Below are 22,903 nucleotides of genomic sequence, written 5' to 3'. Positions count from 1 at the left end.
TCACCGCTCTTATGTCACTATTTTCTTTGCATTGGGTTATCTATTTTTTATGTTGTATTGTGCAACCCGTGCTACATCCTCATCGTTGTCATTAGTTAAAATATTTAATAATTCAATTGGTGTTTTTTTATTGGCTGCAATTGATTGACGCACTGTTGGGTCTGGATCTTTTGCAAGGACGTAAAATAGATCTTTAGATAACTTTCTTTTGGTGGCGACAAATTGCCTTGTTTCTGGCCCGTATCTGCAGAGCTCTTCAAGTATTTCAAGGGGTACAGTTTCATTGTGTGCAACCCATTTTTGATACTCAGGGAATCGATTAATAATATCTATCCATACGTGAATGGGAGCCTCTTCCTGTGCAGATCTATCATATTCTTCTTTTATTTCACTATTGCGTAGTGAAATAAATTCTTCGGCAGAGTTAATCATTTGGAATCCTTGCATTTTAAGGAGTTGAAGTTAATGTTTTTTCCAACTTCACTCTTGTGTTTGTTCATGTAGTCACCATAGACGTCAGCATCTGCAACCCAAGCACCATTTTTATCAAAAACTTTCCAAGCACTATTCCCATGGCCAGTTTGATCTTCAGACCACCACATGCCGGTTGATGGGTCTCTGAGGTATTTGGCATGGCCAACTCCCGGAACGTTGCCGGCACATGCGCGGTCAAACCTATTTACTTCCCATTTTTTTCGACAAGGACATTTTGCATTCTGGTTGGGTTTGTCGGATGCTTGCTTTCTTCCCGCAGAAGAAGAGGTTTTGGATAAGCCAAACGGATCTACCCATTCAACCGGATTGGGCGCATAGCTATGGATATTTATACCACCCATCAACCCAATCGGATCCCGCGAAATAAACCTGCCGATCTCCGGATCATAGTAGCGATGACGGTTGTAGTGCAGCCCGGACTCGTCATCATGATACTGCCCCTGGAAGCGGAAGGGGTTGCGGATGCCGGCTTTTGAGGCGGCATCGGCGATGACCTCGCGCGCTTCGCCCCAGGCCTGGTAGTCCATTTCCAGCGCGAGCAAGCCTTGTTCGTCGGTCAGCGCTTGCGGGGTGCCCAGGTGGTCGGTGTGATAGTAGTAGACTGCCTTCGGCGCTTTCGGCTCAGGGCCGGCCTGCCGCAACGGGTCCTTGTCCGGGTCGTAGGGGTTGTGCTGGCTCCAGGCCGGCACTTTGACGCCGCGGATGGCGTCGGTGTGCACCTGGGCCAGCGGCACGAAGCTGTCCGGCTCGAACAGGTAGTGCACCGCTTCCTCGTCGCGGGTTTCGAAGGCCAGCACGTCGCCGTCCCAGCCGTACAGCGTGGCTTGGCCCTGGCTGATCTTGGCGATGCGGCGGCCCAGCGGGTCGTAGTGGTAGTCGGTGCGCTGGCCGCCCGGCGCTGTGAGGCGGGACAGACGGTTGTGGCTGTCCCATTCCAGCTTGGTGAGGTTGCCGTTGACGCGCTTCTCCACCAGATTGCCGCGGCTGTCGTAGCGGTAGTGGCGGCCAGCGTACTGGCTCAGCAGGTTGCCGAGCAGACTGTCGTCCTGATGGCCGTCGGCGGCCGGGGCGTTGTCCAGCAGGTTGCCGGCGGGGTCGAAGCGGAAGCTTTCCACGCCCTTGGGAGTGGCGGCCTCCAGCAGGCGGCCGATCGGATCATAGCGGTAATTCAGCTGGCCGCTGCGATTGTCGGCGATGCCGGTCAGCTGGCCGGCGGCGTCGTATTGGTACTGGCGGCTCCACTGGGTGGCGCCCATCAGCCGCTGGCTGGATAGGCGGCCGGCCGGGTCGTAGCCGAAGCTTTCCTTGCTGTTCGGCGCACTGCGCTCGATCAGGCGGCCGGCGCGGTCGTAGCGGTAGTCGGTGGAGACGTCGCCTTCCACCTGCTGCGCCAGGCGGCCGGCGTTGTCGTAAACATAGCGGGTGGCGCTGCCATCGAAGCCGGTTTCGGCGGTCTGGTGGCCGTTGCGGAACGGGGCTAGCTTTTTTGCATGCGAGCTGCAAGCTGTTCGATCATTCCAACCAGCATGGTGCGATCTTCGTCCGCCAGTTTGGCCAGCAGATCGGTTATATACAAGGCCTGATCTGCTGGACGATAGCTAGCTTCTTGTACCAAATCGGCTGTTGAGCAGCCGAAAATTTCCGACATCATCCATCTTGGTGAGTATCAGGCTGGGGGAGTGAATGCCATAGGTTTCTGATTTTAAATTTCACTTGCATTTGTATTGCTAATGAGTTTTTTATTCTACTCCTCTTTGTGTGGGGTGTATTTATTTACCTTTTCTTGAATAATATAATCTAACTTACTCATGTTGTTTTCGTCATAGATTAAAGAGTCTTCAATTAATTCCCTTAAAGAGGATTGGATGTCTGATATGCTATTTCCTATGTCGAGAGTTGAAAAGGTATTAAATAATTCTCTTTGAATTGTTTCGATGGAGGCATCTCTCTCTCCAAGACTCGTTCCAAGTCTGTAGAGAATTGTATCAATGAAGCCAAGTGTCGCTACTGCATCAAAAATAACTTGATCTTTTTTTTTCATGAAAATCACCTTTTGCTCATTGTTGGATTTCGTAATTTTACAGCACCTTTAACCGTAGCTTCTTTTGTTCCGTAAAGTGGATTGGATTTCCATTCAATATCGTCTTCGCATACATCTGTTTCAACATAGGCATTGGCACGTTCCCGAGGTATTCTATATTTTTTGGCGACATCATTTACACTAAGAGGTTTTTTGTTAGCTGGCTCCATGTATACTCTGTTATGTTCACCAGGTAAGATTTGTCCACTTTCCATGATGGAGTTTGCTCTGCTGATGCTAGTGTAATGCCTCATTCTTGTAGTGTTTTTGCATTCATTAGGACATTGTTTGCATTCTTTTTCTGCAGTCGGCGCGGAGGGCTTAGCTTTCTTTTTGGCAAGTCCTAACGGATCAACCCACTCTAATGGATTGGGCGCATAGCTGTGGATATTAATCCCACCCATCAATCCAATCGGATCGCGCGAAATAAACCGCCCGATCTCCGGATCATAGTAGCGATGGCGGTTGTAGTGCAGCCCGGATTCGTCGTCATGATACTGCCCCTGGAAGCGGAAGGGGTTGCGGATACCGGCTTTTGAGGCGGCGTCGGCGATGACTTCGCGCGCCTGGCCCCAGGCCTGGTAGTCCATTTCCAGTGCCAGCGCGCCATGCTCGTCGGTCAGGGCTTGCGGGGTGCCCAGGTGGTCGGTGTGATAGTAGTACACCGCCTTGGGGGCCTCGGGTTCCGGCGCGGGCTGGCGCAGCGGGTCCTTGTCCGGGTCGTAGGGGTGGTGTTGGCTCCAGGCCGGAACCTTGACGCCGCGGATGGCGTCGGTGTGCACCTGGGCCAGCGGCACGAAGCTGTCCGGCTCGAACAGGTAGTGCACCGCTTCTTCATCGCGGGTTTCAAAGGCCAGCACGTCGCCGTCCCAGCCATACAGCGTGGCTTGGCCCTGGCTGATCTTGGCGATGCGGCGGCCCAGCGGGTCGTAATGGTAGTCGGTGCGCTGACCGTCCGGGGCGATGAGGCGGGAGAGGCGGTTGTGGCTATCCCATTCCAGCTGGGTGAGGCTGCCGTTGACGCGTTTCTCCACCAGATTGCCGCGGCTGTCATAGCGGTAGTGGCGGCCGGCGTACTGGCTGAGCAGGTTGCCGAGCAGGCTGTCGCCCTGATGGCCGTCGGCGGCAGGGGCGTTGTCCAGCAGGTTGCCGGCGGGGTCGAAGCGGAAGCTTTCCACGCCCTTGGGGGTGGCAGCCTCCAGCAAGCGGCCCACCGGGTCATAGCGGTAACTCAGCTGGCCGCTGCGATTGTCGGCGATGCCGATCAGTTGGCCGGCGGCGTCGTACTGGTACTGTCGGCTCCACTGGGTGGCGCCCATCAGCCGCTGGCTGGATAGGCGGCCGGCCTTGTCGTAGGCCAGGGTCTGCTGCAACGCATTGCCCAGCACGCGCTGGGTTTCGCGATGCAGCTTGTCGCGCTCCAGGTTGAAGATGTCGCGCTGGCCGAACAGCAGGCCGTGGACGTGGCCACTGCCGTAGTTGAGCACGTCCACGCGGTGGCCATCCGGACGGACGGTGGCGATGCGGTTGCCCAGCTTGTCGTACTCATGCTGCCAGCGGTAGGTTTCCTTGACGCCGGCGACGTGGTAGCCGTGGTGCTCCTCTGAAACGTTGCCGACGGCGTCGTACACCCAGCGCAGGCTGGCATAGCGGTTCTTGGCCTGGAACAGTCGGCCGGCCGGGTCGTAGCCGAAGCTTTCCTTGCTGTTCGGCGCGCTGCGCTCGATCAGGCGGCCGGCGCGGTCGTAGCGGTAATCGGTGGCGACGTCGCCTTCCACCTGCTGCGCCAGGCGGCCGGCGTTGTCGTAGACATAGCGGGTGGCGCTGCCGTCGAAGCCGGTTTCGGCGGTCTGGTGGCTGTTGCGGAATGGGGCTAGCTTTTTTGCAGGCGAGCTGCAAGCTGTTCGATCATTCCAACCAGCATGGTGCGATCTTCGTCCGCCAGTTTGGCCAGCAGATCGGTTATATACATGGCTTGATCTGCTGGACGATAGCTAGCTTCTTGTACCAAATCGGCTGTTGAGCAGCCGAAAATTTCCGACAGCTGCATCATGCGTGTGATGGTTGGGATGACCACTCCACGCTCCATCCTAGACATGGCTTCCAAGCCAATTCCAAGCTTTTCTGCCACCTCCTCCTGTCTGAGCCCGATAGATGTCCGGCGTTTGGCAATGGCTTTGCCAACCGACTTGGCAAGCGCGTCTTCATTTTGCATCTAGTGTCCTCCATTCGACCTATATGGTCGAATGGCACCCCATTGACATGAAGGACCGTTAGGGTTGATATTCAACTTTATAAGTTGGTAATCGGCATGATGAGTTGATCTTGCGATGAGGGCGGGGAGGAAAAGTTGATGCGTGTCCATGAGACTTGTTCTTATCGATGGAGGTATCGCGATGACGAAGATGAAATGTCCGGAGTGTAATGGTAGTGGGGAAGTTCCTTGCGACTTGGCTTTTGCGACGGAGAAGCATCCAGCGTACTGTCCCGTATGCCAAGGTGATCCCAAGGTGAGGATTGATTGCCCTCTATGCGAGGGGGAGGGAGATGTAAATATTTGACTGGATGAAAATAGGCCTGCCAGTTTTATAATAATGGGCAGGCCTATTTAATTTTGATTGATTGCAAAAGATATAATCTAGATTTTGTGTTGTGAAGATGTAAACCTAGGTATTTTGCTTGAGATGGTATTCGATATTTTATGGGAAGAAGGTAGTACCAAAATCTTTAACCGGAACTAATTCTACACCTGCTCGATTGAAAAGACCCGCAAGGCTCTTATGAACAAGAATCCATCCCTCAGTAGTCGCTCCCATTTTGAACAGCGTGCGTTCGTTAATGTTCGTCTGATCCAATAAGTCACTATTTAGATGATAGCTAATTACTTCGTATCTAATGTCGCCAAAACCAGTCAAGGGGTCTGGTGCATAGAAAGATTTATCACGATCCCAGCAATCAAACTTTTTTGTAAATGTTAGAAACCAGTAATTCTCGTGCCAGACATCATTGTGATCAACATATATAGCAGGATGTATCGCTAAATTAGGGATATCCATTGATGACAGTTTTTCATAGATATCATCTTTGACTGCAATGTCAGAACCATGAAATAAAATGTCAGGAGGCGTTTTTTTAAATATGTGCTTATTCTTTTTGTTCAGCGCACCGTTGAAGAATTTTAACGGCCTTCCTCCGAACGGGATTTTCTCCGAAGTATAGGGTAGAGTGGCAGTATCCTCATCTGCTGCTAGTACAGGTCGATCCTCTACACTTTTATAACTAATGAAATAATACTCATCATCATAGTTTTTCATATCACATACCCGCTTGAAGGTTGAATCTTGGAGTTGGCTTTACCAATGTAATATTTTCTTTGTTTTGTGATGGGCCTTGCGTCTGCTGATGGTTTCGATGGACTGCGCAGCCTTTTGCATCTTTAAATTTTGGAATGTTATCTGTCCCTTTACATCCCAAGCCGTTTGGTTGAAAAAAGTCTGCGACATAGGTCAGTCTTGCTTTGGCTGGGACGTTTTGAATTAAGAATAATACATTCTTACTTATAGCTTCTATGTCTTTTTTAATAATTTCACGGGCGGCTGGATTTTTGCCCGGACAATTTTCGTGCATGAATTTTTTTAATTCTAGTAATCGTAGAGAAATGGCGTCGTGATATGTTACTGGGTGAGCATCATCATCGTCATTATCCAATGGATTTAAAACCCCGAGCGGTGCTTTATGATCTCCGCGATGAGGTTGTACACTTAAATGACAGGCGCCCTGCAATGTACTAGGGATATAAACTAAATTAGATGGTGAGTTAATATCATAGCCAAACTTAACTAATAAATCTCCAATCTTGCTTCTGTTTATTCCCTCGGCAGAAACAATGTGGTGCGCTTGCATTTTTATCCCAAAATGTCTTGGGTGATGTGGCATTTTATCCTTTTCGGTTCTTTTTGCCATCATCTCACGATATTGTGTTCCCTTTGTTATATTTCCAAGCATTTTGCACCTCAGACGTATTTTATGGTTCCAAGCCTACCGCGTGGAGTATGATGTGATGAGCTATGACAGCATGCACACTTTCCATCTCGCTTTATTAACTTTTTCTCGGCTTCGATAGTAGTCTTAGTGGATCCTTTTACTCGCAAGCCTCTTTGTCGAGCTTCTAAAAGTTTTTCCGCTAAGTTATGCAGGCGACCTGCAATGTCACAATAGTCTTCAATGAAGCGAATGACAGCATCAAAAGCTTTTTTGGCATTCTCAATCTTCTTGATTACAGTTGCAACGCGTGCACTACTTGCTGCTATGCGAGCGACTAGCGATGTAACACGAACAACAAGCCCTGCGCCCATCGTGAAAAGAGCCATAATGATGGTCAGGATAATTTCCGCTAATAAATAAGCAGCCCCTTTTGCTGCTAAGTAAGCATAAAAATTAGGGGGGATTGCTTCAAAACATAGCGTTGCATATGTTAGGTATGACAATATGCTGTCATGGTCTTGCATTAGCTCAATTGCTAAGTAAAATTTTTTATCTTGCTTGATAGATTTGGCTAATTCCGGATCAATATCCATTAAAACGGTATCTATGAATTTTTGAATCGGTTTAGGATCACCTTTAGCGATAAGATTTGGTAAATCTAGAATTTCATTCTTATGGTTATAAATTTTTTGAACTTTTTCAGCAGTTTCCTTAGCTGTTTTTATATGTGATAATGCTTGGGCTTTTAGAGCTTCTGCTTGTTTGGTTAAGTCTTTTTTCTCATCATTGTACTCAGCTTCCCACCAGGCCCAGTTAAAGAGAGTTTCGTCGGCATTGTCAATTATTTTTGCTGCTTTGTTTACTCTTTGATGTATGTCATTTTTGACTCTTATGGCATAAACGGCAGCTGTGTCGTATGCAGCGCCAGCACCATCTTTAACTTTAGAGCCTAGGTCTTTCCACGTTTTTGCTTCAAATATCTCGGCGCAATCTTCACCCCATCCGCTTACGCCTGCTTTTGCTCCAGCCCATACTGCATCAGCCAGAGCACTTGAAGGACCTGCATCCCATTCGCGCTGAAATGGTTTCATGGTATCTACTAAATTTAGATACGCAGCATCTAGACCTTGAATAATTACTTCTCTATCATCAGATATTTCTTTCTCAGTAACCTGTGGCCGAGAAATCAACTCTGCATTGCCATCTTTGTGTGTATAGGCTAGCGTCGGCTTATTCACTTTATCTGCTGAGGACATACTATTCTTTGCCTCCGTCTACCTTTAATGTCTTGCTTAAAGTTTGTCCTGCTACGTCCAGCTGCATATTTTTCAATGGCCAAACAGTTTGCCATTCATCATCATAAAAAGATTTTACCTTTACCCAAGAACCATCTTTATTCGGCATGGCTGGCAACGGCATATTCATACTCGTTGGGCCGGACAGTTCGTGGCTGGCACCCTTGACACTGACCTCGCTGGGGCAGTGGATTTCGATATTGCCGCCGGCGATGCGGATGTAGCCGCCGCCGCTGGTGAGCAGCACTTCCTGGCTGGCGGCGATCTGCACCTTGCCTTTGGCCGAGGTGATGGTCAGGTCCTTATCCGCCGTCAGCTCCATCGCGTCGCTTTGCGCCTGCACCTGCACCTTGCCCTTCGCCGCGATCAGCTTCAGCGCCACCTTGTCTTTCACTCCCGCCACGAACAGGCTGATGTGCTGGCCGACGTTGTGCAGCCAGCGCCGTCCCGTCGTGTGGTTGGCGTCGCGCTGGGCGACCAGGTTCAGGTTCTGGCCGGCGGAGACGGTCTGGCTTTGCTCGGTCAGGGAGGCGATGCCTGCGGGTGCGGACAGGATCAGCAGCGGCTGCTGTCCGGCTTGCTCTTTCGCGGTTTTGCCGTCCTTGTCGGTGTTGGTTCCCGCTTCCCACGCCTTCAGCGCGTCGGCGTGGTGTTGCAGGTGGCCATCCGGTTTCTTGCCGGCCTTGGCGTTGTCCGGGCCGATTTCGTCGGGCCCGGTTTCCATGGTGTCGGCCAGTTGGCCGGTGGCGGTCTCGGCCAGCGCCTGGGAGAGGCTCAGCGCGGCGTCGAGCTGGCTCTGGGCGTGCTCGCGCGCCAGTTGTTTGCCGCCGGCGCCGTTCTGCGCCTCGGTGGACAGCAGCAGGCCGTGGGCGGCGCGGATGGCGCCGTGGTGGTCGGTTCTGAGTTCGAAGCCGTCGCCGCGCGGCTGGGCCTTGCCGTTGCTGCGCGGATGGGCGAGGTAGCCCTGGTTGAGCTGGGTCTTGCCCGGTTCGCTGGACAGCTTGGCGCGCACTTCGCCGGGGGTGTCGTCGAACAGCAGCTCGCTGTAGCTGCCGCCCTGGTGTTCCTTGCTCTTGATGCCGGACAGGGTCTTGTTGGCCGGCAGGCTGCCGGCGCCGCTGAAGTCTGGCGTCGGGTGGCTGCCGTTGTACAGCACGCCGGTGATCACCGGGCGGTCGATGTCGCCTTCGATGAAGTCGACCAGCACTTCCTGGCCGATGCGCGGGATGAACTGGTGGCCCCAGCCAGCGCCGGCGCTGGGCATGGCGACGCGCAGCCAGCAGGAGGATTTGTCGTCGAGGCCGGCGCCGATGGTCGGGTGTTCGTCGGCCCTCTGCCAGTGGAACTGCACCTTGATCCGGCCCTGGGCGTCGGTGTGGACTTCTTCGCCGGCGGGGCCGACCACGGTGGCGGTCTGCACGCCGAGCGAGGTGGGTTTGGCGGAGGCGGTGCCGGCGTAGGCCGGGGTCAGCGGGATGCCGCGGCGCTGCGCCTGGATCCGGGTGGTGAACGGGGCGTCGGCCTGGTCGCCCGCCGGCAGGATGGCTTTCAGGTCCGTCGGCAGGTTGTTGCGCACCTGAAAGCTTTGGCCGGTGACGACGAATTCGCGCTGCTCGTGGCTGTCGGCCTCGTGCGCCGGGTGGTCGTCCAGGCGGAACCACTGGCCGGCGGTCAGGCCGCGGATGGAGCCGCCGCCTTCGAATTGCTTGGCCTGCAGATCATGCGCCTGCTGGCGCAGCCGGGCGTAGTGCGACAGCTGGTCGGCGTCGCCGGCGTAGTACAGGCCCTGCGGGTCGTAGTCCTGCAGGCTGGATTGCAGCGCCTGGCCGCCCTGGCCCTGGTCGATCTGGCTGCTGTCGCCGGTGTGCTGGGTGGACACCGGCTGGTAGTCGAAGGTGGCCAGCGCCACGTTGCCGGGCACGATCCGGCGGCTGGCGTTCCAGTCGGTGAGGCCGTCCTCTTCTTCCGTCGCGTCGCTGCGGTGGAAGCGCACGCGCTCGATCTCGGCCGGCGGCAGGCTGTAGGCGTCGTCGAACACCACCAGCTTGACCTGCGGGCTGTCGCCGTCCACATGCTCGAAGCGCCAGGCGTAGCCCTCTTCATGCAGCAGGCGGACGATGAAGCTGAAATCGTCCTCGCGGTACTGCAGGCAGTAGCTCCGCGGCTGCGCCGGGCCGACCTTGAACTCGATGGCCTGCGCGCGGGCGAACACCGGGTTGGCCGCCTGGTGCTCGTGGACGATCTGCTGGACGATGTCCGGCACGCTCAAGTCCTGGAACACCCGCGAGGTGCGGCGGTGGCGCAGCAGCGCGATCGGCGGCTCGATGGTCAGGCCGTACTGGGCGAAGCCGCCGTCGGAACCCATCAGCCGGGCCTGGCTGACCACGCCGCAACGGACAGTTTCCTGGCCCTGGGCGTCGGCGATGCCGATGCGGGCGGGCTGGCCGAGCAGGGTCTTGAGTTCGATGGCGCCGTTGGGGGACAGGCAGGTGAGTTGATAACGATAGGCCTTGGACACGCCCTCTTCGCCGTCCAGGCTTTGCGGCAGCAGCTGCTCGGCGGCGACGGATCCGCTGCCCAGCTCCAGGGTGAGCAGGCGCTGGTCTTGATTGAAGGCGGAGGCGAAGGAGGAAAGAAGGCTGTCAAGGTCCATCGATTGTCCAAAACGAAAGCGCCCTTGAAGCAGGGCTTGAAAGTGAGAAAACCGAAAAGAACCAGCATTTTATGTGGGAGGCATCGCGTCAACAAGGCGAACATTCTGCTTCATTAGCGTACCTGAACTAAAGGACAGGTATGACTGGGCGATGGGGAGAGAGGCGAGGGGCGCGCGATGGCCGGTGAAATGCTGATGAGGTGGAGATTTCGGGACTATGGGCGCAATCGGCGATGCGAATCCACTTTTTCTTCAGGCGTCGCGCCGGGCTGGTCAGCAGGGCGAAGCCGCCATCGCGCAGAAAAGCGGTTTCCTTCGGCGTGGAGGGACGGCCGGGTATCCGGTTGCAGTGGGGAAAGCGGCCGAAGCGGCGGATGATGTCGCGGTGGCCTTCCGTATGGCGCAGCCAGGGCTGATCCAGGTGCCGCGCTTCGATGTGGCCGCGCACCTGGAGAGGGGAGAGCTGGTGAAGGTGATGCCGGCGTATCTGGTTTATCCCAGCCGGCGGCATCTGTCGCGGCGGGTGCAGGCTTTTCTGATCTGGCTGGAGGCGTTGCTGGCGCCGCATGCCAGAGTGGAGCGCTAGTTATTAGTACTATATGAGACGTTTTCATTAAGGTCTAACCTGAAAGCCGGTCCCGAGAGGCGGAGGGCAATGCCATGAAAGACCCGAAATACTACGGCATCTGGGCGTGCGTGCTGGCGCTGGACGCCGCCGGCTTGGGAATCGTGTATCCATTGGCCGCCAGCGAGTTTTCCCGGCTTTACCTGAGCGGCTATGTCACGCTATTGCTGTTGGCCACCTGCCTGGCGGCCGCGCCGCTGATCCGCTTCCTGGTCACCGGCTGGGGCGCGCGCTACGAGGAGTTCCGCAACCGGCTCAACAATGGCGCGCTGGCCTTCTATCTGCGCCAGTTCTGGCAGCCGCGCACCGACAAGGAGCCGCTGCTGAAGGACTGGCCGCCGCCGGCGGACTCGCCGGAGGTGGACGCGGCGGCGGACTGTCTGTTCGAGAAGATTTACAAGGAACACTACGGACGGGGCGTGTTCATCACACCGCTTTTGCTGCTGGAGGTGGCCATTATCTTCATGGCCACGCTGTATGTGTTCGCGGAAATGGGCAGGCTGACGCTGCCGGTCAATAATCTGATCATCACGGCCTCCATCGCCGGCGCATACCTGTTCGTGGTCAGCGATATGGTGACGGCGGTGCGGCGGCGCAGCCTGAACGTGGCGGATGTCTACTGGTACGCGCTGCGGATGACGCTGGCCATTCCGATAGGCGCGGCGGTTGGCGCGGTGGATGCGGCCAGCGCGGCATCGGCGTGGCAGACCGTGACGGCCTTCGCCATCGGCGCCTTCCCCATGGACGTTCTGCTGCGCCTGTTGCGCCGGGTGGCGGCGCGCAGCTTCGGCGCCAGCGAACAGGAACAGAACAGCGACAAGCTGATCAGGCTGGAGGGCGTGACCGCAGACATCGCCGCCGGCTTGTCGGCCGAGGGCGTCAACTCCATCGAGCAGCTGATAGGCACCGATCCGGTGCTGCTGTCCATCCGCACCGGCTTCGCGTTCAAGTTCATTCTGCGGCTGGGCAGCCAGGCCATCGTCTGGCGGCATTTCAGCGCGCACTGCGGGTCGTTGGCCAAGCTGGGGCTGGCCGACGTCGCCATCATCGCCGGCCTGAATGAAAGGCTGGCGCTGCCGGACGGCGATCCGCGCCGCCAGCAGGCGGACAAGGTGGTGGCCAATGCCGCGAGTTCCTTGCTGGCAGGCGGCGGGGTGACGCCGGATGTGGACACCGTTCGTTTTCTATTCCATGAAATCGGCTGCCAGCCGTATACCCGGTTCCTGCTCTCCACGCTGAAGCAGAAGAATGGTTACCGCCGCCCGCGGCTGGTGAACGCCAAGCCGCCGGAAGAACCGCCCAACGCCGCGTGAGGCCCGGTTGGCATGGCTTTCCCTTTGGCGCAATATGCAGTTAAGGCCGGACTCTAGCGAAGTCCGGCTTTTTCCAAGGGGGAACCATGTCCGATATCCTTTTTCGACCCATCCCGGCAGGGGAGACGCCATGAGCCAGGCCGCCGACATCGTCGTCGCCCTGGTGGCGTTGCTGCACGTCTATTTCCTGATCCTGGAAATGTTTTTGTGGGACAAGCCGCTGGGGATGAAGACCTTCCGCCTGACGCCGGAGAGGGCGCGGGACACCAAGGTGCTGGCCGCCAACCAGGGCTTGTACAACGGCTTCCTCGCCGCCGGCCTGGCCTGGGGGCTGTGGCAGGGCGCGTTCGGGTTCCAGATCAAGCTGTTTTTCCTGGCTTGCGTGCTGGCGGCAGGCGTGTTCGGCGCCGCCACCGTCAACCGGCGCATTCTGTTCGTGCAGGCTTTGCCGGCGGCGCTGGGCATCGCGCTGCTGTGGCTGGCTTGAGCGGCGAGCGCGTCGCGGGGAATGCGGATGGTTCCGGAAATGAGCATCTTGGGGCGGTTTTCAGGCAGAAGGCTCAAGCCGGCGCGCATTGTGTTCGATGAGCAGGGCTTGTCCGTGCTTCGAGGCGATGCCTTGCGATGGCGGGTGCCGTTGGAGGATATCGCGTCCGTTGGCCTGAGGCGGGGGCGGCGTCTGTTCGGCTTGTTTCCGCTGGGACGGTGGCTGGTGGTGGAGTCCCGCGGCGGCGCATTCCATGTCCAGTCCGGCCTGGAGTTCAAGAATGACGACCTTGAGCGCTTGGTGGCGCGCATCTGCCAGTACATTCCTTGATTTCGCGGGATCAGCTCGTGCGTTCCAGTTCCTGCAAAAATCGCTCCAGAATCAGGTTGGCGCGCCGGCCCTTGCGTACCGCCAGCGCCAGCGGCGCGTCGTAGTGGCAGACGGTCGGCAGCAATGGACGCATCAGGCCTTGCGTTACCCAGCTGGCGGCGAAGTGCTCGGGTAGATAGCCGATGTAGCGGCCGGTGAGGATCAAAAACGCGATGCCTTCGCGGTCGGACGCGGTGGCGATGGGCTTGAGCCGTTGTTGCAGCGCCTGGGCCTGCGGCGGCAAGCGGTAGCCCGGGGCTACGGCGTCGGCGGCGGCGAGGTCCGCCTCGGCCAGATCGTCGTCGCGCTGGACGAACAACGGATGCTCGCGGCTGCAGTAGAGCTGCGAGCGCTCCTCGTACAGCGGCAGGTAGTCCAGCCCGGACAAGGGCTGGATCAGCGGCACCACGCCGGCGTGCAGCTGGCCGTCCATCAACCCGGTTTCAATGTCGTTGGGCGTCATCATGCCGATATTGATGCGCACGTCCGGCCCTTGCTTGGCCAGCGCGCGCAGCGCCTGGGTGATGCGCATCTTGGGCAGCGTGACCAGGTTGTTGATGATGCCGATGTTCAATTCGCCGCGTAGCTGGCGGTGCAGCAGATTCACCTCGCTGCGGAAGTCCTCCAGCGCCGCCAGCAGCATCTGGCTGGCGCGCAGCACCTCGCGGCCCTCGTCGGTGAGGGCGAAGCCGGCGCGGCCGCGCTGGCACAGCCGGATGCCGAGGCGTTTTTCCAGATCGCCCATCTGCAGGCTGATGGCGGAGCGGCTGATGCCCAGCACGCCCTCTGCGGCGGAAAAGCCGCCGCACTCGGCCACGGCGCGGAACAGCCGCAGCAGCCGGATATCGAAATCGCTGACCTGCCCCAATGCCGGTTTGCGGTTCATAAGTTGAGTTATTTATAATCTTAACATAAGAAAGATAGCATTTAACTCACGCAATGTCCGCGGCATGCTGTGTCCATATTCCCGCCACTGGTGCCCGACATGAACCCGCTCACCACCCGTTCCGAATTCTCCAATCTCGACCTGCGCGCGCACTGGATGCCGTTCAGCGCCAACCGCAATTTCCAGCGCGATCCGCGCATGATCGTCGCCGGCGAGGGCAATTACCTGATCGACGACCAGGGCCGCCGCATCTTCGACAGCCTGTCCGGCCTGTGGTGTTGCGGCGCCGGCCACAGCCGCAAGGAGATCGCCGAGGCGGCCTATCGCCAGTTGTCGACGCTGGACTATTCGCCGGGCTTCCAGTTTGGCCATCCCCTGTCGTTCCGGCTGGCCGAGCGGGTGGCGGCGATGGCGCCGGGCGAACTGAATCACGTGTTTTTCACCAACTCCGGCTCCGAGTGCGCGGACACCGCGGTGAAGATGGCGCGCGCCTACTGGCGGCTGAAGGGCCAGGCGTCCAAGACCAAATTGATCGGCCGCGCCCGCGGCTATCACGGCGTCAACATTGCCGGCACCAGCCTGGGCGGCATGAATGGCAACCGCAAATTGTTCGGCCCGCTGATGGACGCGGACCATCTGCCGCACACCCTGCTTCCGGCCAACGCCTTCAGCCGCGGCTTGCCCGAGCATGGCGCGGAGCTGGCGGACGATCTGCTGCGGCTGATCGAGCTGCACGACGCCTCCAATATCGCCGCGGTGATCGTGGAGCCGATGGCCGGCTCGGCCGGCGTCATCGTGCCGCCGCAGGGTTATCTGAAACGCCTGCGCGAAATTTGCAGCCAGCATGGCATCTTGCTGATCTTCGACGAGGTGATCACCGGCTTCGGCCGCACCGGGGCCTTGTTCGGCGCTGACTATTTCGGCGTGACGCCGGACATCATGAATCTGGCCAAGCAGCTGACCAACGGCGCGTTGCCGATGGGCGCGGTGGTGGCGACCAGCGAAATCTACGACGCCTTCATGGCGCAGAGCACGCCGGAGTACGCGGTGGAATTCGCCCACGGTTACACCTATTCCGCCCATCCGGTGGCCTGCGCGGCGGCGCTGGCGGCGCTGGACGTGCTGGAGAACGAAAACCTGGTGGCGCGCGCGGCGGAGCTGGCGCCGCATTTCGAGCGCGGCATCCACGGCCTGAAAGGCCTGCCGCAGGTGGCGGACATCCGCAACTGCGGCCTGGCCGGCGCGGTGCAGATCGCGCCGCGCGGCGGCGACGCCATCGTGCGGCCGTACGAGGCGGCGATGGCGCTGTGGCGCAAGGGCTTCTACGTCCGTTACGGCGGCGACGCGCTGCAGTTCGGCCCTCCGTTCACCACCACGCCGCAAGAGCTGGACAGCCTGTTCGACGCCGTCGGCGAGACGCTGTCCCAACTGGCCTGAACTGATTTCCCATCGATACCAGAGAACCTGAAATGACGACTTTGCAGCATTTGATCAACGGCGAGGCCTGCGACGGCGGCAGCCGCCGCGCGCCGATCTTCAATCCGTCCACCGGCGAAGCCATCGCCGACGTTCAATTGGCGGACGCCGCCACCGTCGCGCAGGCGGTAGAGGCCGCGCAGGCGGCGTTTCCGGCCTGGCGCGACACCCCGCCGGCCAAGCGGGCGCAAGTATTGTTCCGCTTCAAACAGCTGTTGGAGCAGTATGAGGCCGAGATCGTGCCGCTGATCAGCCGCGAGCACGGCAAGACGCTGGAGGACGCCGCCGGCGAGCTGAAGCGCGGCATCGAGAACGTCGAATACGCCTGCGCCGCGCCGGAGCTGCTGAAGGGCGAGTACAGCCGCAACGCCGGCCCGGCTATCGACGCCTGGAGCGATTTCCAGCCGCTGGGCGTGGTGGCCGGCATCACGCCGTTCAACTTCCCGGCCATGGTGCCGCTGTGGATGTATCCGCTGGCCATCGCCTGCGGCAACACCTTTATCCTGAAACCGTCGGAACGCGACCCCAGCTCCACGCTGCTGATCGCCCGTCTGCTGCATGAAGCCGGCTTGCCCCGTGGCGTGCTCAACGTGGTGCACGGCGACAAGGAGGCGGTGGACGCGCTGCTGGCGGCGCCGGAAGTCAAGGCTGTCAGCTTCGTCGGCTCCACGCCCATCGCCGAATACATCTACGCCGAGGGCAGCCGCCGCGGCAAGCGGGTGCAGGCGCTGGGCGGGGCCAAGAACCATGCGGTGGTGCTGCCGGACGCCGATCTCGACAACACCGTCAATGCCTTGATGGGCGCGGCCTACGGCTCCTGCGGCGAGCGCTGCATGGCCATCTCGGTCGCCGTCTGCGTCGGCGATCAGGCGGCCGACGCGCTGATCGCCAAACTGACGCCGCAGATCAAGGCTTTGAGAGTGGGGCCGGGCACCTCGCCGGGCCTGGACATGGGCCCGCTGGTGACGCGCGCGCATCTGGACAAGGTCAGCGGCTATATCGCCGACGGCGTGGCGGCCGGCGCGGAGCTGGTGGTCGACGGCCGCGGCATTACGGTGCCGGGCCACGAGGGCGGCTTCTTCCTCGGCGGCTGCCTGTTCGACCGCGCGACGCCTCAGATGCGCATCTACCAGGAAGAAATCTTCGGACCAGTGCTGTGCGTGGTGCGGGTGGACAGTCTGGAGGAGGCGATCGCGCTGATCAACGCCCACGAATACGGCAACGGCACCTGCATCTTCACCCGCGACGGCGAGGCGGCGCGGCTGTTCGCAGACACGGTGGAGGTGGGCATGGTGGGCATCAACGTGCCGCTGCCGGTGCCGGTGGCCTACCACAGCTTCGGCGGCTGGAAGCGGTCGCTGTTCGGCGATCTGCATGCTTACGGCCCGGACGGCGTGCGTTTCTATACCCGGCGCAAGGCGGTGACCCAGCGCTGGCCGCAGCGCGCCAGCCACGAGGCGTCGCAGTTCGCTTTCCCCAGTCTGTAAATCAGCCGCGACAGACGGGCCGCTCGCGAGGGCGGCCCGTTTCGCTGGCATAATGGCAATGTCCTGATCCTGTCTGCCCGCCATGAAACCGTCCGCTTCCGCAACCATCGTTTCTTCCACTTGGGTCATCCGCCGCCTGAGCGCGGCCGATATCGACGAGCGCTGGCTTGCCGATTTCCAGCGCTGGCAGGAGGTGACGCTGGTGTATCGCGGCGCCTCCGGCGACAGGCGCATCGCGGCCGAACCGTTCATCGACGACTGGTCGCCGGACGAGCGGCGGGCGCTGTGCCGCGAGCTGGCCGCGATGGCGGGTGCCGGGCGGGTGTGGGCAGCGATGGACGGCGAAAGCCTGGCCGGTTTCGCCGCCATTTCGCCGGAGCCGCTGGGGCCGGATGGCGAATATCGGCAGTTGAAGGAATTGCAGGTGGACGCCCGCTGGCGCGGCCGCGGGCTGGGGCGGGAGCTGATGGCCGCCTGCGTTGCCGGCGGCAGGGCCATGGGCGCGCGCCGGCTGTACATCTCCTCGCATTCGGCCATCGAGACGGTGTCGTTCTATGAGCGTTGCGGCTGCGCGCCGGCGTGCTGGCTGCATGGCCCCCAGATCGAACTGGAGCCATTCGACTGGCAGATGGAGTACGATCTGGCGCGCCAGTGAAATGTCATTGTGCTATCTTGCTTAAGCCAGCTTTCCCGCCGACAAGGAGCCAGCCATGCCCAATACGATACGTCTGCACCGCGTGCTGAGCGCGCCGCCGGCGCGCGTCTACCGCGCCTTCATCGATCCGCTGGCCCTGGCCAAATGGCTGCCGCCCGAGGGCTTCGTCTGCCGAGTGCTGGAACGCGATGTCCGCGTCGGCGGCAGCTACAAGATGGAATTCATCGTGTTCTCCAGCGGCCAAAAACATGCGTTCGGCGGCCGTTACCTGGAGCTGGTTCCGGGCGAGCGCATCCGTTACACCGACCGTTTCGACGATGCCAACCTGCCCGGCGAAATGACCACCACCATCACGCTGGCCCCGCTGTCCTGCGGTACCGATCTCGTCATCGTGCAGGATGGGATTCCGGACGCGATCCCGCCGGAAAACTGCTATCTGGGCTGGCAGCAGTCGCTGAAGCAGCTGGCGGCGCTGGTGGAGCCTGAGATACCGGGCTAGATCGGGAGGAATAAAAAAAGCCGGGCGCATGCCCGGCTTGGCTTTTGCGGGGAGCGTCCGCTCAGTTGGACAGCGCCCACGGATCGCCGGCGGTGGGCAGATTGCCCTGGCTCCACCATTTGGCGCAGTACTTCTTGCCCTGGTACAGCGCGCAGTCCTTGGCCGAATAGGCGGCGGTAGCCGACCATTGCTGCAGGCCGCCGCCCTGTTGCTGCCACACCGAGGCCTGGCCGGGCACGTCGCCCTGGGTCCACCACTGGGCTTTCCAGGTGGCGCCGGAGTAGGTGACGGTATTGCCGGTGTTGTAGACCTGGCCCGACGACCACGGCTGGCCGTTCACCGGACCGCCGCCACTGCCGTTGTCGCCGCCGCCGTAATTCGGATCCTGGGTGACGCCGCTGCCCCAATGGTCTTTGAAGCCTTTGAACACATTGGTGAAGGCGTAAGGCGTCTGCACGATGCCGGAGCATTGCGCGTCGACATAATGGCCGTTATTGGGGCAAGACTTGTCGCGGCTGATCGACCACATCGACAGCAGTCCGAAGCGATTGCTGTTGGCCATGCCGTACAGGTCCTTGGCGTTGTCCACGGTGAAGGTTTCCGGCTGGGTGTCGTTCAGGCCCGCCATGGGCGTGACGCCTACCTTTTGCCACAGCTGGGCGTCGGTCAGAGTCTGGCCGTGGGCCTTGTAAGCGGCGTCGATCTGTCCGTACAGCGCCTGGGCGGCCTGTTTGGCGGCGGCGCCCATGTTTGGATTGGACTGGCCGTAGTCCATCGCCATGATGTTGACGGCGTCCAGCGCCACGCCGTTGGCGAGCGCGGAGGCGAGCACGCGCTGGCCATCCTGGGTCAGGCCGAAGGGCATGGCCGGCAGGGTCAGCGATACATGCAGCGTCTTGCCTTTGGCCTTGTAATTCTTTTGCAGCGCGGCCACCACCGCGAAGTTGCGGTTGTTGGCGGCGGTGTCGGTTTGCGCGCCGCCTTCGATGTCGAAATCGATGCGGGACAGGTTGTAGGTATCCAGCACGGTCTGGTAGGCGGCCTGCAGGCTGGCGTTGGTGGTGCAGGCCTGCTGCAGCGGGGTGCCATTGGCTCCGCCGAAGGACACCATCACTTCGCCGCCCTTGCCGCGGAAATTATCGATGCCGTTGCGGATGGCGCTCAGCTGTTGATCGGTACCGCTGCCCGGAATGGCCAGCACGCCGCCCCAGGAGGGCGCGCAGCCGCCCTTGGCGACGACGAAGGCGAGGGTGAATTGCTGGATGCCTTGATTGATGCCCAGCTTGTCGATTTGGGGCGTCGGCCACAAGGTCATGTCCACATAGGGCGCGAAGGCGCCGGCCTGGGCGGCTGGACTGGCGATACCGGCCGCGGCGGCGGCTAGAGCGGAGAGGGCGGCAAACGTTTTCATCATGAGCGGACTCCCGGGCTGCGCAGCATTCTGATGCTTTGAATGGCTGGACATATTAAATGGTTTATAAAAACGCCAACATTTGTCAGCAATTTCTAAATATACCCAGCTGGAGTAAAAACTCAATAGAAAATGGTCGCTCGCTTTTGATTTTGCGCAAAGGCATGGAATGGATGCCGCCAGCGGATGAATGCGCCTGGCGGGCCGCCGCGAGGTGGCGGCCTGAACGGCTTCAGTCCAACGGCCAGGGCATCGATTTCGGCAGCGGCGCGTCCGCTTCCGGCGCGATGGGCGCGGGCGGGGCCGCCACGCAGTCCACCTCGCGCCACCAGGGATGGGGGCGTTCGGCGTGAGCCGGCTCCACCGCTTGTCCCAGCCGCGGCATCATCAGCCGGACATTCTCTTTTTCGCCGCTGGCCAGCAGGGACTGGGCTGGCGCGTCCCAGGCGTGCATCGCCAGATTGAAGGTGCCCCAATGCACCGGCAGGAAGGCGCCGCCGCCCAGCAGGTCCAGCGCTTTCAACGCATTGTCCGGCCCCAGGTGGATGTCGCCCCAGGCGGGATGATGGGCGCCCACTTCCAGCATCACCAGATCGAAAGGACCCATCCGATCGCGGATTTCGGCGAATTGTCCGGACAGGCCGGTGTCGCCGCTGAAGAATACGGAATGCCGGTCGCTGCGGATGGACAGCGACGACCACAGCGTGGCGTTGCGGTCTTTCAAGCCGCGTCCGGAGAAGTGTTGCGAGGGCGTGGCGGTGACGGTCAGGTCGGATTCGGGATGACGATAGCTTTCCCACCAGTCCAGCTCGGTGATCCGCTCCGGCCGCACGCCGAAGGCTTCCAGGTGGGCGCCCACGCCCAGCGCGGTGACGAAGGGGACGTCGGTCTTGGCCAGCTCGCGGATGGTGGGGTAATCGAGATGGTCGTAGTGATCGTGCGATACCAGCACCAGATCCAGCGGCGGCAGCTGCTTCAGCTTGATCGGCACCGGCTGGAAGCGTTTGGGCCCGGCCAACCGGGTGGGGGAGGCGCGGGGGCCCCATACCGGGTCGGTCAGCAGGCGCAGGCCGTCGATTTCGATCAGCACGGTGGAATGTCCGAGCCAGGTGGCGCGCAGGCCGGACTGGGCTGGCTTGCGCCAGGCATCCAGCGGGTTGTCGGCCGGAAGCGGCGCGGAGGGCGCCCGGCGCTCGCCGCCGCACAGGAAGTCGCGCAGGGACGGCATGGTTGCCGACGGGTCGCGCAAGGCGGGATCGATAGGGTAGATGTTGCGGAAACCGCTGCCGGACCAAAGCGGCGACGCTTGCATTTTTTCCAGCCTGGGGCCGGACGCTTTCTTGCCGAGAGACTTCATCGAGATGCCTTCCTGTTCGTTGCCGACGCGGACGGGGCCGGCGGGCGGTCCATATTGATGGTAGCCGGCCGGGATTCCGGCGTGCCGCTTTCCCGCGGCAGGTCCTGACAAGATGGGCGCTGAGTGTCCGGATTCAAGGCGTCGCGCTTCCTTGCCACCCCATCCGGGTCTGCCTAGGATTAACTGTTCGCCAAGTGATCATTCTGTTTGACAGGGACAACACGCGGGCGGTCCAACCGCAGGCAAGGATAAGATGTGGGAACGCTGGAAGACATTTTGCTGCAATTGAGCCGGAGCGAGGGGCTGCCGGATTCGGCGGTGCTGGACATGGTGGCGGTGCAGAAAAGCCTGCATCCCCGCGCCAGCCTGCTGTACTGGGCGGTGGTCGATTATGGCTTGCCATCGACGGAAAGCCGACTGTTCGTGTTCGACACGCTGGAGGCCAGCGTGCAGCGTTTTCTGGTCGCGCATGGCCGCGGGCTGGATCCGCACGCCAACCTGCTGAGGGCTAGCGCTTTCTCCAATGAGCTGGACTCCGATTTATCCTGCCTGGGCGTGTGCCGCGCCTCCGAAACCTATTTCGGCAGCCAGGGCTTGTCGCTGTGGCTGGACGGCCTGGAGCGAAGCAATTCCAATATGCGGCGGCGCAATCTGGTGATGCACGGCTCCGCCCACGTCTCCCCGCAGTATGCGGCCGAGCATGGCGTCTTGTGGCGCTCCGACGGCAGCCTGGCGGTGGAGCCGCAATACAGCGTCGGCTTGATCAACATGCTGCAGGGCGGTTCCTACATCAACTGCATCCGCAGCGGGGGCTGAGGCGGCGCCGGACCGCGCGAGCGGCCCGGCGTTTCAGCGGGCTATGCCTTCAGCCGCGGCAACAACGCGGCGTTCAGCATTGGACGTGCAGATGGAAGGCGTGGTCGTTGGCCGTCCCGGTGGTATCGGCCGTCCGCACGAAGACGCCGTTTGGATTGCCGCTGCGCAAGGTCACGCTGATGAAGCCCAGCGCGGGGAAGGTCGGCGAGGGGTCGCCCAGGGTCGCGGTATACACGCACTTGGAGACGTCGCTCGGGAAAATCACCTCGAAGTAGCCGTAATTGCCGCCGAAGTTGTTGGAACTGGCGCCGGCCGGACCGACAGCCAGCGTGCCATCGGTGTTGACGATCACGCTGTAGGTTTTGGTGATGACGGTTGCGACTGCCGCGGTTGCGGCGGCACTCACGGCCCGGGAGGGGGGTTGGCTGGCCGCCAGCGCCGCGGTGGTCAAAAGACCGGCGGCCATGACGGCTGACGCGAGCAGCGCGTAGCGGGAAATGCGACGAGTATTCATGACTTTGCTCCTGAGTAGGTGTCGGATACATCAAGTTGTTATGGTTTGGGCAAGCCCGCTTCTGGCGCGGACCATGGCGATGGCGCTCGATGCGCAGCGATGCGATGGAGAGGGAATGGCAGGGCCATCAGATGGAGGCGGGACCGCAAGCGGCGGTCCGGAAACGCAGAGGCGGCGAAACGCGCGTCGGTCAGGAGCGCGATGCCGAATTGGTATTAAAAAGAAAATTATTTTATGTAATTGTTTTGATTGATACTGATGGAATAGCCGTCAATATAGAAGCCGAACTGGCGATTGCATCTGTTCTTAAGGACAGTTTTTTGAGTTGCGCAGGCCGGCGCGGAAGTCAATCGCCTAAGAACCGCTAACAAAACCTCGCGGAGAAACTGAGCCAAGGCCTGCCGACGCAGGCCGTACCAGTCGTACGACAAGGGGGCGCGGCGCAGGATCAGGAGTTTTGTTAACGGGTCTAAATGGGCGAGGGGAAGGCGGACTGAATGG

At 59.9% G+C, this 22,903-nt stretch carries 24 protein-coding genes and 1 pseudogene; 9 read left to right on the top strand and 16 right to left on the bottom strand.

Going from position 1 to position 22,903, the window contains the following annotated elements:
• Positions 1-36: 36 nt before the first annotated feature.
• From VL52_RS23995 to VL52_RS25665, 12 genes and pseudogenes are all read right to left on the bottom strand, one after another.
• Entirely contained in the window at positions 37-432 is a 396-nt protein-coding gene (locus VL52_RS23995) for a hypothetical protein (protein ID WP_082113727.1), read from the bottom strand.
• A complete protein-coding gene (locus tag VL52_RS11990; RefSeq protein ID WP_499679387.1) occupies positions 429-1,826 on the bottom strand; it encodes an RHS repeat domain-containing protein in 1,398 nt (465 codons plus the stop codon). Before VL52_RS11990 ends, VL52_RS23995 begins: the two co-directional genes overlap by 4 nt.
• Positions 1,815-1,910 (bottom strand): annotated as a pseudogene (locus tag VL52_RS25755) (hypothetical protein); the annotation flags it as partial. The pseudogene VL52_RS25755 and the gene VL52_RS11990, both read right to left, overlap by 12 nt.
• A gap of 62 nt (positions 1,911-1,972) precedes the next feature.
• Entirely contained in the window at positions 1,973-2,143 is a 171-nt protein-coding gene (locus tag VL52_RS25015) for a hypothetical protein (protein WP_160298939.1), read from the bottom strand.
• Between the two features lie 96 nt (positions 2,144-2,239).
• Complete coding sequence (locus tag VL52_RS24520) at positions 2,240-2,536, bottom strand: hypothetical protein (RefSeq protein WP_144410229.1); 297 nt, start codon at positions 2,534-2,536, stop codon at positions 2,240-2,242.
• A gap of 5 nt (positions 2,537-2,541) precedes the next feature.
• Positions 2,542-4,353, bottom strand: coding sequence for an RHS repeat-associated core domain-containing protein (locus tag VL52_RS25675; protein WP_052729271.1), 1,812 nt, complete (start codon positions 4,351-4,353; stop codon positions 2,542-2,544).
• A 95-nt stretch (positions 4,354-4,448) separates the two neighbouring features.
• Positions 4,449-4,790: a helix-turn-helix domain-containing protein gene (locus VL52_RS11980; protein ID WP_046157247.1), complete on the bottom strand. Its 342-nt coding sequence runs from the start codon at positions 4,788-4,790 to the stop codon at positions 4,449-4,451.
• A gap of 484 nt (positions 4,791-5,274) precedes the next feature.
• The gene (locus tag VL52_RS24515; RefSeq protein WP_144410228.1) at positions 5,275-5,889 is read right to left on the bottom strand and encodes a hypothetical protein; all 615 of its coding nucleotides are present in this window, start codon (positions 5,887-5,889) and stop codon (positions 5,275-5,277) included.
• 1 nt (position 5,890) lies between these two features.
• Positions 5,891-6,580: an AHH domain-containing protein gene (locus tag VL52_RS23990; RefSeq protein ID WP_082113726.1), complete on the bottom strand. Its 690-nt coding sequence runs from the start codon at positions 6,578-6,580 to the stop codon at positions 5,891-5,893.
• Positions 6,581-6,588: 8 nt separating this feature from the next.
• The gene (locus VL52_RS24510; RefSeq protein WP_160298938.1) at positions 6,589-7,815 is read right to left on the bottom strand and encodes a hypothetical protein; all 1,227 of its coding nucleotides are present in this window, start codon (positions 7,813-7,815) and stop codon (positions 6,589-6,591) included.
• 1 nt (position 7,816) lies between these two features.
• Positions 7,817-10,507, bottom strand: a complete 2,691-nt coding sequence (locus VL52_RS11975) for a type VI secretion system Vgr family protein (RefSeq protein ID WP_235429283.1) — start codon at positions 10,505-10,507, stop codon at positions 7,817-7,819.
• 127 nt (positions 10,508-10,634) lie between these two features.
• On the bottom strand, positions 10,635-11,018 hold the full coding sequence (locus tag VL52_RS25665; RefSeq protein WP_369094638.1) for a DUF924 family protein: 384 nt from the start codon (positions 11,016-11,018) through the stop codon (positions 10,635-10,637).
• Between the two features lie 149 nt (positions 11,019-11,167).
• On the opposite strand from VL52_RS25665, the gene VL52_RS11965 reads away from it, so the two are divergent.
• The 3 genes from VL52_RS11965 (at position 11,168) to VL52_RS11955 (ending at position 13,262) form a co-directional block, all read left to right on the top strand.
• Entirely contained in the window at positions 11,168-12,445 is a 1,278-nt protein-coding gene (locus VL52_RS11965; RefSeq protein ID WP_052729270.1) for a hypothetical protein, read from the top strand.
• A 130-nt stretch (positions 12,446-12,575) separates the two neighbouring features.
• Positions 12,576-12,932 carry a DUF1304 domain-containing protein gene (locus VL52_RS11960; protein WP_046157245.1) on the top strand — a complete coding sequence of 119 codons (357 nt, stop codon included), beginning with the start codon at positions 12,576-12,578 and terminating at the stop codon, positions 12,930-12,932.
• Positions 12,933-13,040: 108 nt separating this feature from the next.
• Positions 13,041-13,262, top strand: coding sequence for a hypothetical protein (locus VL52_RS11955; protein ID WP_144410226.1), 222 nt, complete (start codon positions 13,041-13,043; stop codon positions 13,260-13,262).
• Positions 13,263-13,272: 10 nt separating this feature from the next.
• Here VL52_RS11955 and VL52_RS11950 read toward each other — a convergent pair whose 3' ends face one another.
• Entirely contained in the window at positions 13,273-14,187 is a 915-nt protein-coding gene (locus VL52_RS11950) for a LysR family transcriptional regulator (RefSeq protein ID WP_046157243.1), read from the bottom strand.
• Positions 14,188-14,286: 99 nt separating this feature from the next.
• Between VL52_RS11950 and aptA the strand changes: the two genes are divergently transcribed.
• The 4 genes from aptA (at position 14,287) to VL52_RS11930 (ending at position 18,304) form a co-directional block, all read left to right on the top strand.
• Positions 14,287-15,624 carry an omega-aminotransferase AptA gene (gene aptA, locus VL52_RS11945; RefSeq protein WP_046157242.1) on the top strand — a complete coding sequence of 446 codons (1,338 nt, stop codon included), beginning with the start codon at positions 14,287-14,289 and terminating at the stop codon, positions 15,622-15,624.
• 32 nt (positions 15,625-15,656) lie between these two features.
• Positions 15,657-17,150: a CoA-acylating methylmalonate-semialdehyde dehydrogenase gene (locus tag VL52_RS11940; protein WP_046157241.1), complete on the top strand. Its 1,494-nt coding sequence runs from the start codon at positions 15,657-15,659 to the stop codon at positions 17,148-17,150.
• Between the two features lie 82 nt (positions 17,151-17,232).
• Positions 17,233-17,805: a GNAT family N-acetyltransferase gene (locus VL52_RS11935; protein ID WP_052729269.1), complete on the top strand. Its 573-nt coding sequence runs from the start codon at positions 17,233-17,235 to the stop codon at positions 17,803-17,805.
• A gap of 55 nt (positions 17,806-17,860) precedes the next feature.
• Entirely contained in the window at positions 17,861-18,304 is a 444-nt protein-coding gene (locus tag VL52_RS11930; protein ID WP_046157240.1) for an SRPBCC family protein, read from the top strand.
• A 61-nt stretch (positions 18,305-18,365) separates the two neighbouring features.
• Here VL52_RS11930 and VL52_RS11925 read toward each other — a convergent pair whose 3' ends face one another.
• Complete coding sequence (locus VL52_RS11925) at positions 18,366-19,718, bottom strand: chitinase (protein ID WP_046157239.1); 1,353 nt, start codon at positions 19,716-19,718, stop codon at positions 18,366-18,368.
• A gap of 229 nt (positions 19,719-19,947) precedes the next feature.
• Positions 19,948-21,072, bottom strand: a complete 1,125-nt coding sequence (locus tag VL52_RS11920) for an MBL fold metallo-hydrolase (RefSeq protein WP_046157238.1) — start codon at positions 21,070-21,072, stop codon at positions 19,948-19,950.
• A 255-nt stretch (positions 21,073-21,327) separates the two neighbouring features.
• Between VL52_RS11920 and VL52_RS11915 the strand changes: the two genes are divergently transcribed.
• Complete coding sequence (locus VL52_RS11915) at positions 21,328-21,888, top strand: murein L,D-transpeptidase catalytic domain-containing protein (protein ID WP_052717705.1); 561 nt, start codon at positions 21,328-21,330, stop codon at positions 21,886-21,888.
• Positions 21,889-21,961: 73 nt separating this feature from the next.
• On the opposite strand, the gene VL52_RS23295 is transcribed toward VL52_RS11915, so the two are convergent.
• Entirely contained in the window at positions 21,962-22,402 is a 441-nt protein-coding gene (locus tag VL52_RS23295; protein WP_052717704.1) for a hypothetical protein, read from the bottom strand.
• 89 nt (positions 22,403-22,491) lie between these two features.
• Between VL52_RS23295 and VL52_RS24505 the strand changes: the two genes are divergently transcribed.
• Positions 22,492-22,770 carry a hypothetical protein gene (locus VL52_RS24505; protein WP_144410225.1) on the top strand — a complete coding sequence of 93 codons (279 nt, stop codon included), beginning with the start codon at positions 22,492-22,494 and terminating at the stop codon, positions 22,768-22,770.
• The last annotated feature ends 133 nt before the right edge of the window (positions 22,771-22,903 follow it).

The organism is Chromobacterium vaccinii, from assembly GCF_000971335.1.
In the GTDB taxonomy this organism is placed as follows: Bacteria; Pseudomonadota; Gammaproteobacteria; order Burkholderiales; family Chromobacteriaceae; genus Chromobacterium; species Chromobacterium vaccinii.
The sequence above is the reverse complement of the archived record's forward strand: the minus strand, read 5'-3'. Positions and strand labels throughout refer to the sequence as shown.

Excerpts from the sequence above, each read along its gene's own strand:
- VL52_RS23990 (WP_082113726.1), bottom strand. The coding sequence starts at position 6,580 with ATGCTTGGAAATATAACAAAGGGAACACAATATCGTGAGATGATGGCA.
- VL52_RS11980 (WP_046157247.1), bottom strand. The coding sequence starts at position 4,790 with ATGCAAAATGAAGACGCGCTTGCCAAGTCGGTTGGCAAAGCCATTGCC.
- VL52_RS11975 (WP_235429283.1), bottom strand. The coding sequence starts at position 10,507 with ATGGACCTTGACAGCCTTCTTTCCTCCTTCGCCTCCGCCTTCAATCAA.
- VL52_RS11960 (WP_046157245.1), top strand. The coding sequence starts at position 12,576 with ATGAGCCAGGCCGCCGACATCGTCGTCGCCCTGGTGGCGTTGCTGCAC.
- VL52_RS11950 (WP_046157243.1), bottom strand. The coding sequence starts at position 14,187 with ATGAACCGCAAACCGGCATTGGGGCAGGTCAGCGATTTCGATATCCGG.
- aptA (WP_046157242.1), top strand. The coding sequence starts at position 14,287 with ATGAACCCGCTCACCACCCGTTCCGAATTCTCCAATCTCGACCTGCGC.
- VL52_RS11920 (WP_046157238.1), bottom strand. The coding sequence starts at position 21,072 with ATGAAGTCTCTCGGCAAGAAAGCGTCCGGCCCCAGGCTGGAAAAAATG.
- VL52_RS11935 (WP_052729269.1), top strand. The coding sequence starts at position 17,233 with ATGAAACCGTCCGCTTCCGCAACCATCGTTTCTTCCACTTGGGTCATC.
- VL52_RS24515 (WP_144410228.1), bottom strand. The coding sequence starts at position 5,889 with ATGAAAAACTATGATGATGAGTATTATTTCATTAGTTATAAAAGTGTA.
- VL52_RS23295 (WP_052717704.1), bottom strand. The coding sequence starts at position 22,402 with ATGAATACTCGTCGCATTTCCCGCTACGCGCTGCTCGCGTCAGCCGTC.
- VL52_RS23995 (WP_082113727.1), bottom strand. The coding sequence starts at position 432 with ATGATTAACTCTGCCGAAGAATTTATTTCACTACGCAATAGTGAAATA.
- VL52_RS25665 (WP_369094638.1), bottom strand. The coding sequence starts at position 11,018 with ATGCCGCCGGCTGGGATAAACCAGATACGCCGGCATCACCTTCACCAG.
- VL52_RS24510 (WP_160298938.1), bottom strand. The coding sequence starts at position 7,815 with ATGTCCTCAGCAGATAAAGTGAATAAGCCGACGCTAGCCTATACACAC.
- VL52_RS11940 (WP_046157241.1), top strand. The coding sequence starts at position 15,657 with ATGACGACTTTGCAGCATTTGATCAACGGCGAGGCCTGCGACGGCGGC.
- VL52_RS11925 (WP_046157239.1), bottom strand. The coding sequence starts at position 19,718 with ATGATGAAAACGTTTGCCGCCCTCTCCGCTCTAGCCGCCGCCGCGGCC.
- VL52_RS11965 (WP_052729270.1), top strand. The coding sequence starts at position 11,168 with ATGAAAGACCCGAAATACTACGGCATCTGGGCGTGCGTGCTGGCGCTG.
- VL52_RS24520 (WP_144410229.1), bottom strand. The coding sequence starts at position 2,536 with ATGAAAAAAAAAGATCAAGTTATTTTTGATGCAGTAGCGACACTTGGC.
- VL52_RS25015 (WP_160298939.1), bottom strand. The coding sequence starts at position 2,143 with ATGTCGGAAATTTTCGGCTGCTCAACAGCCGATTTGGTACAAGAAGCT.
- VL52_RS11930 (WP_046157240.1), top strand. The coding sequence starts at position 17,861 with ATGCCCAATACGATACGTCTGCACCGCGTGCTGAGCGCGCCGCCGGCG.
- VL52_RS24505 (WP_144410225.1), top strand. The coding sequence starts at position 22,492 with ATGCGCAGCGATGCGATGGAGAGGGAATGGCAGGGCCATCAGATGGAG.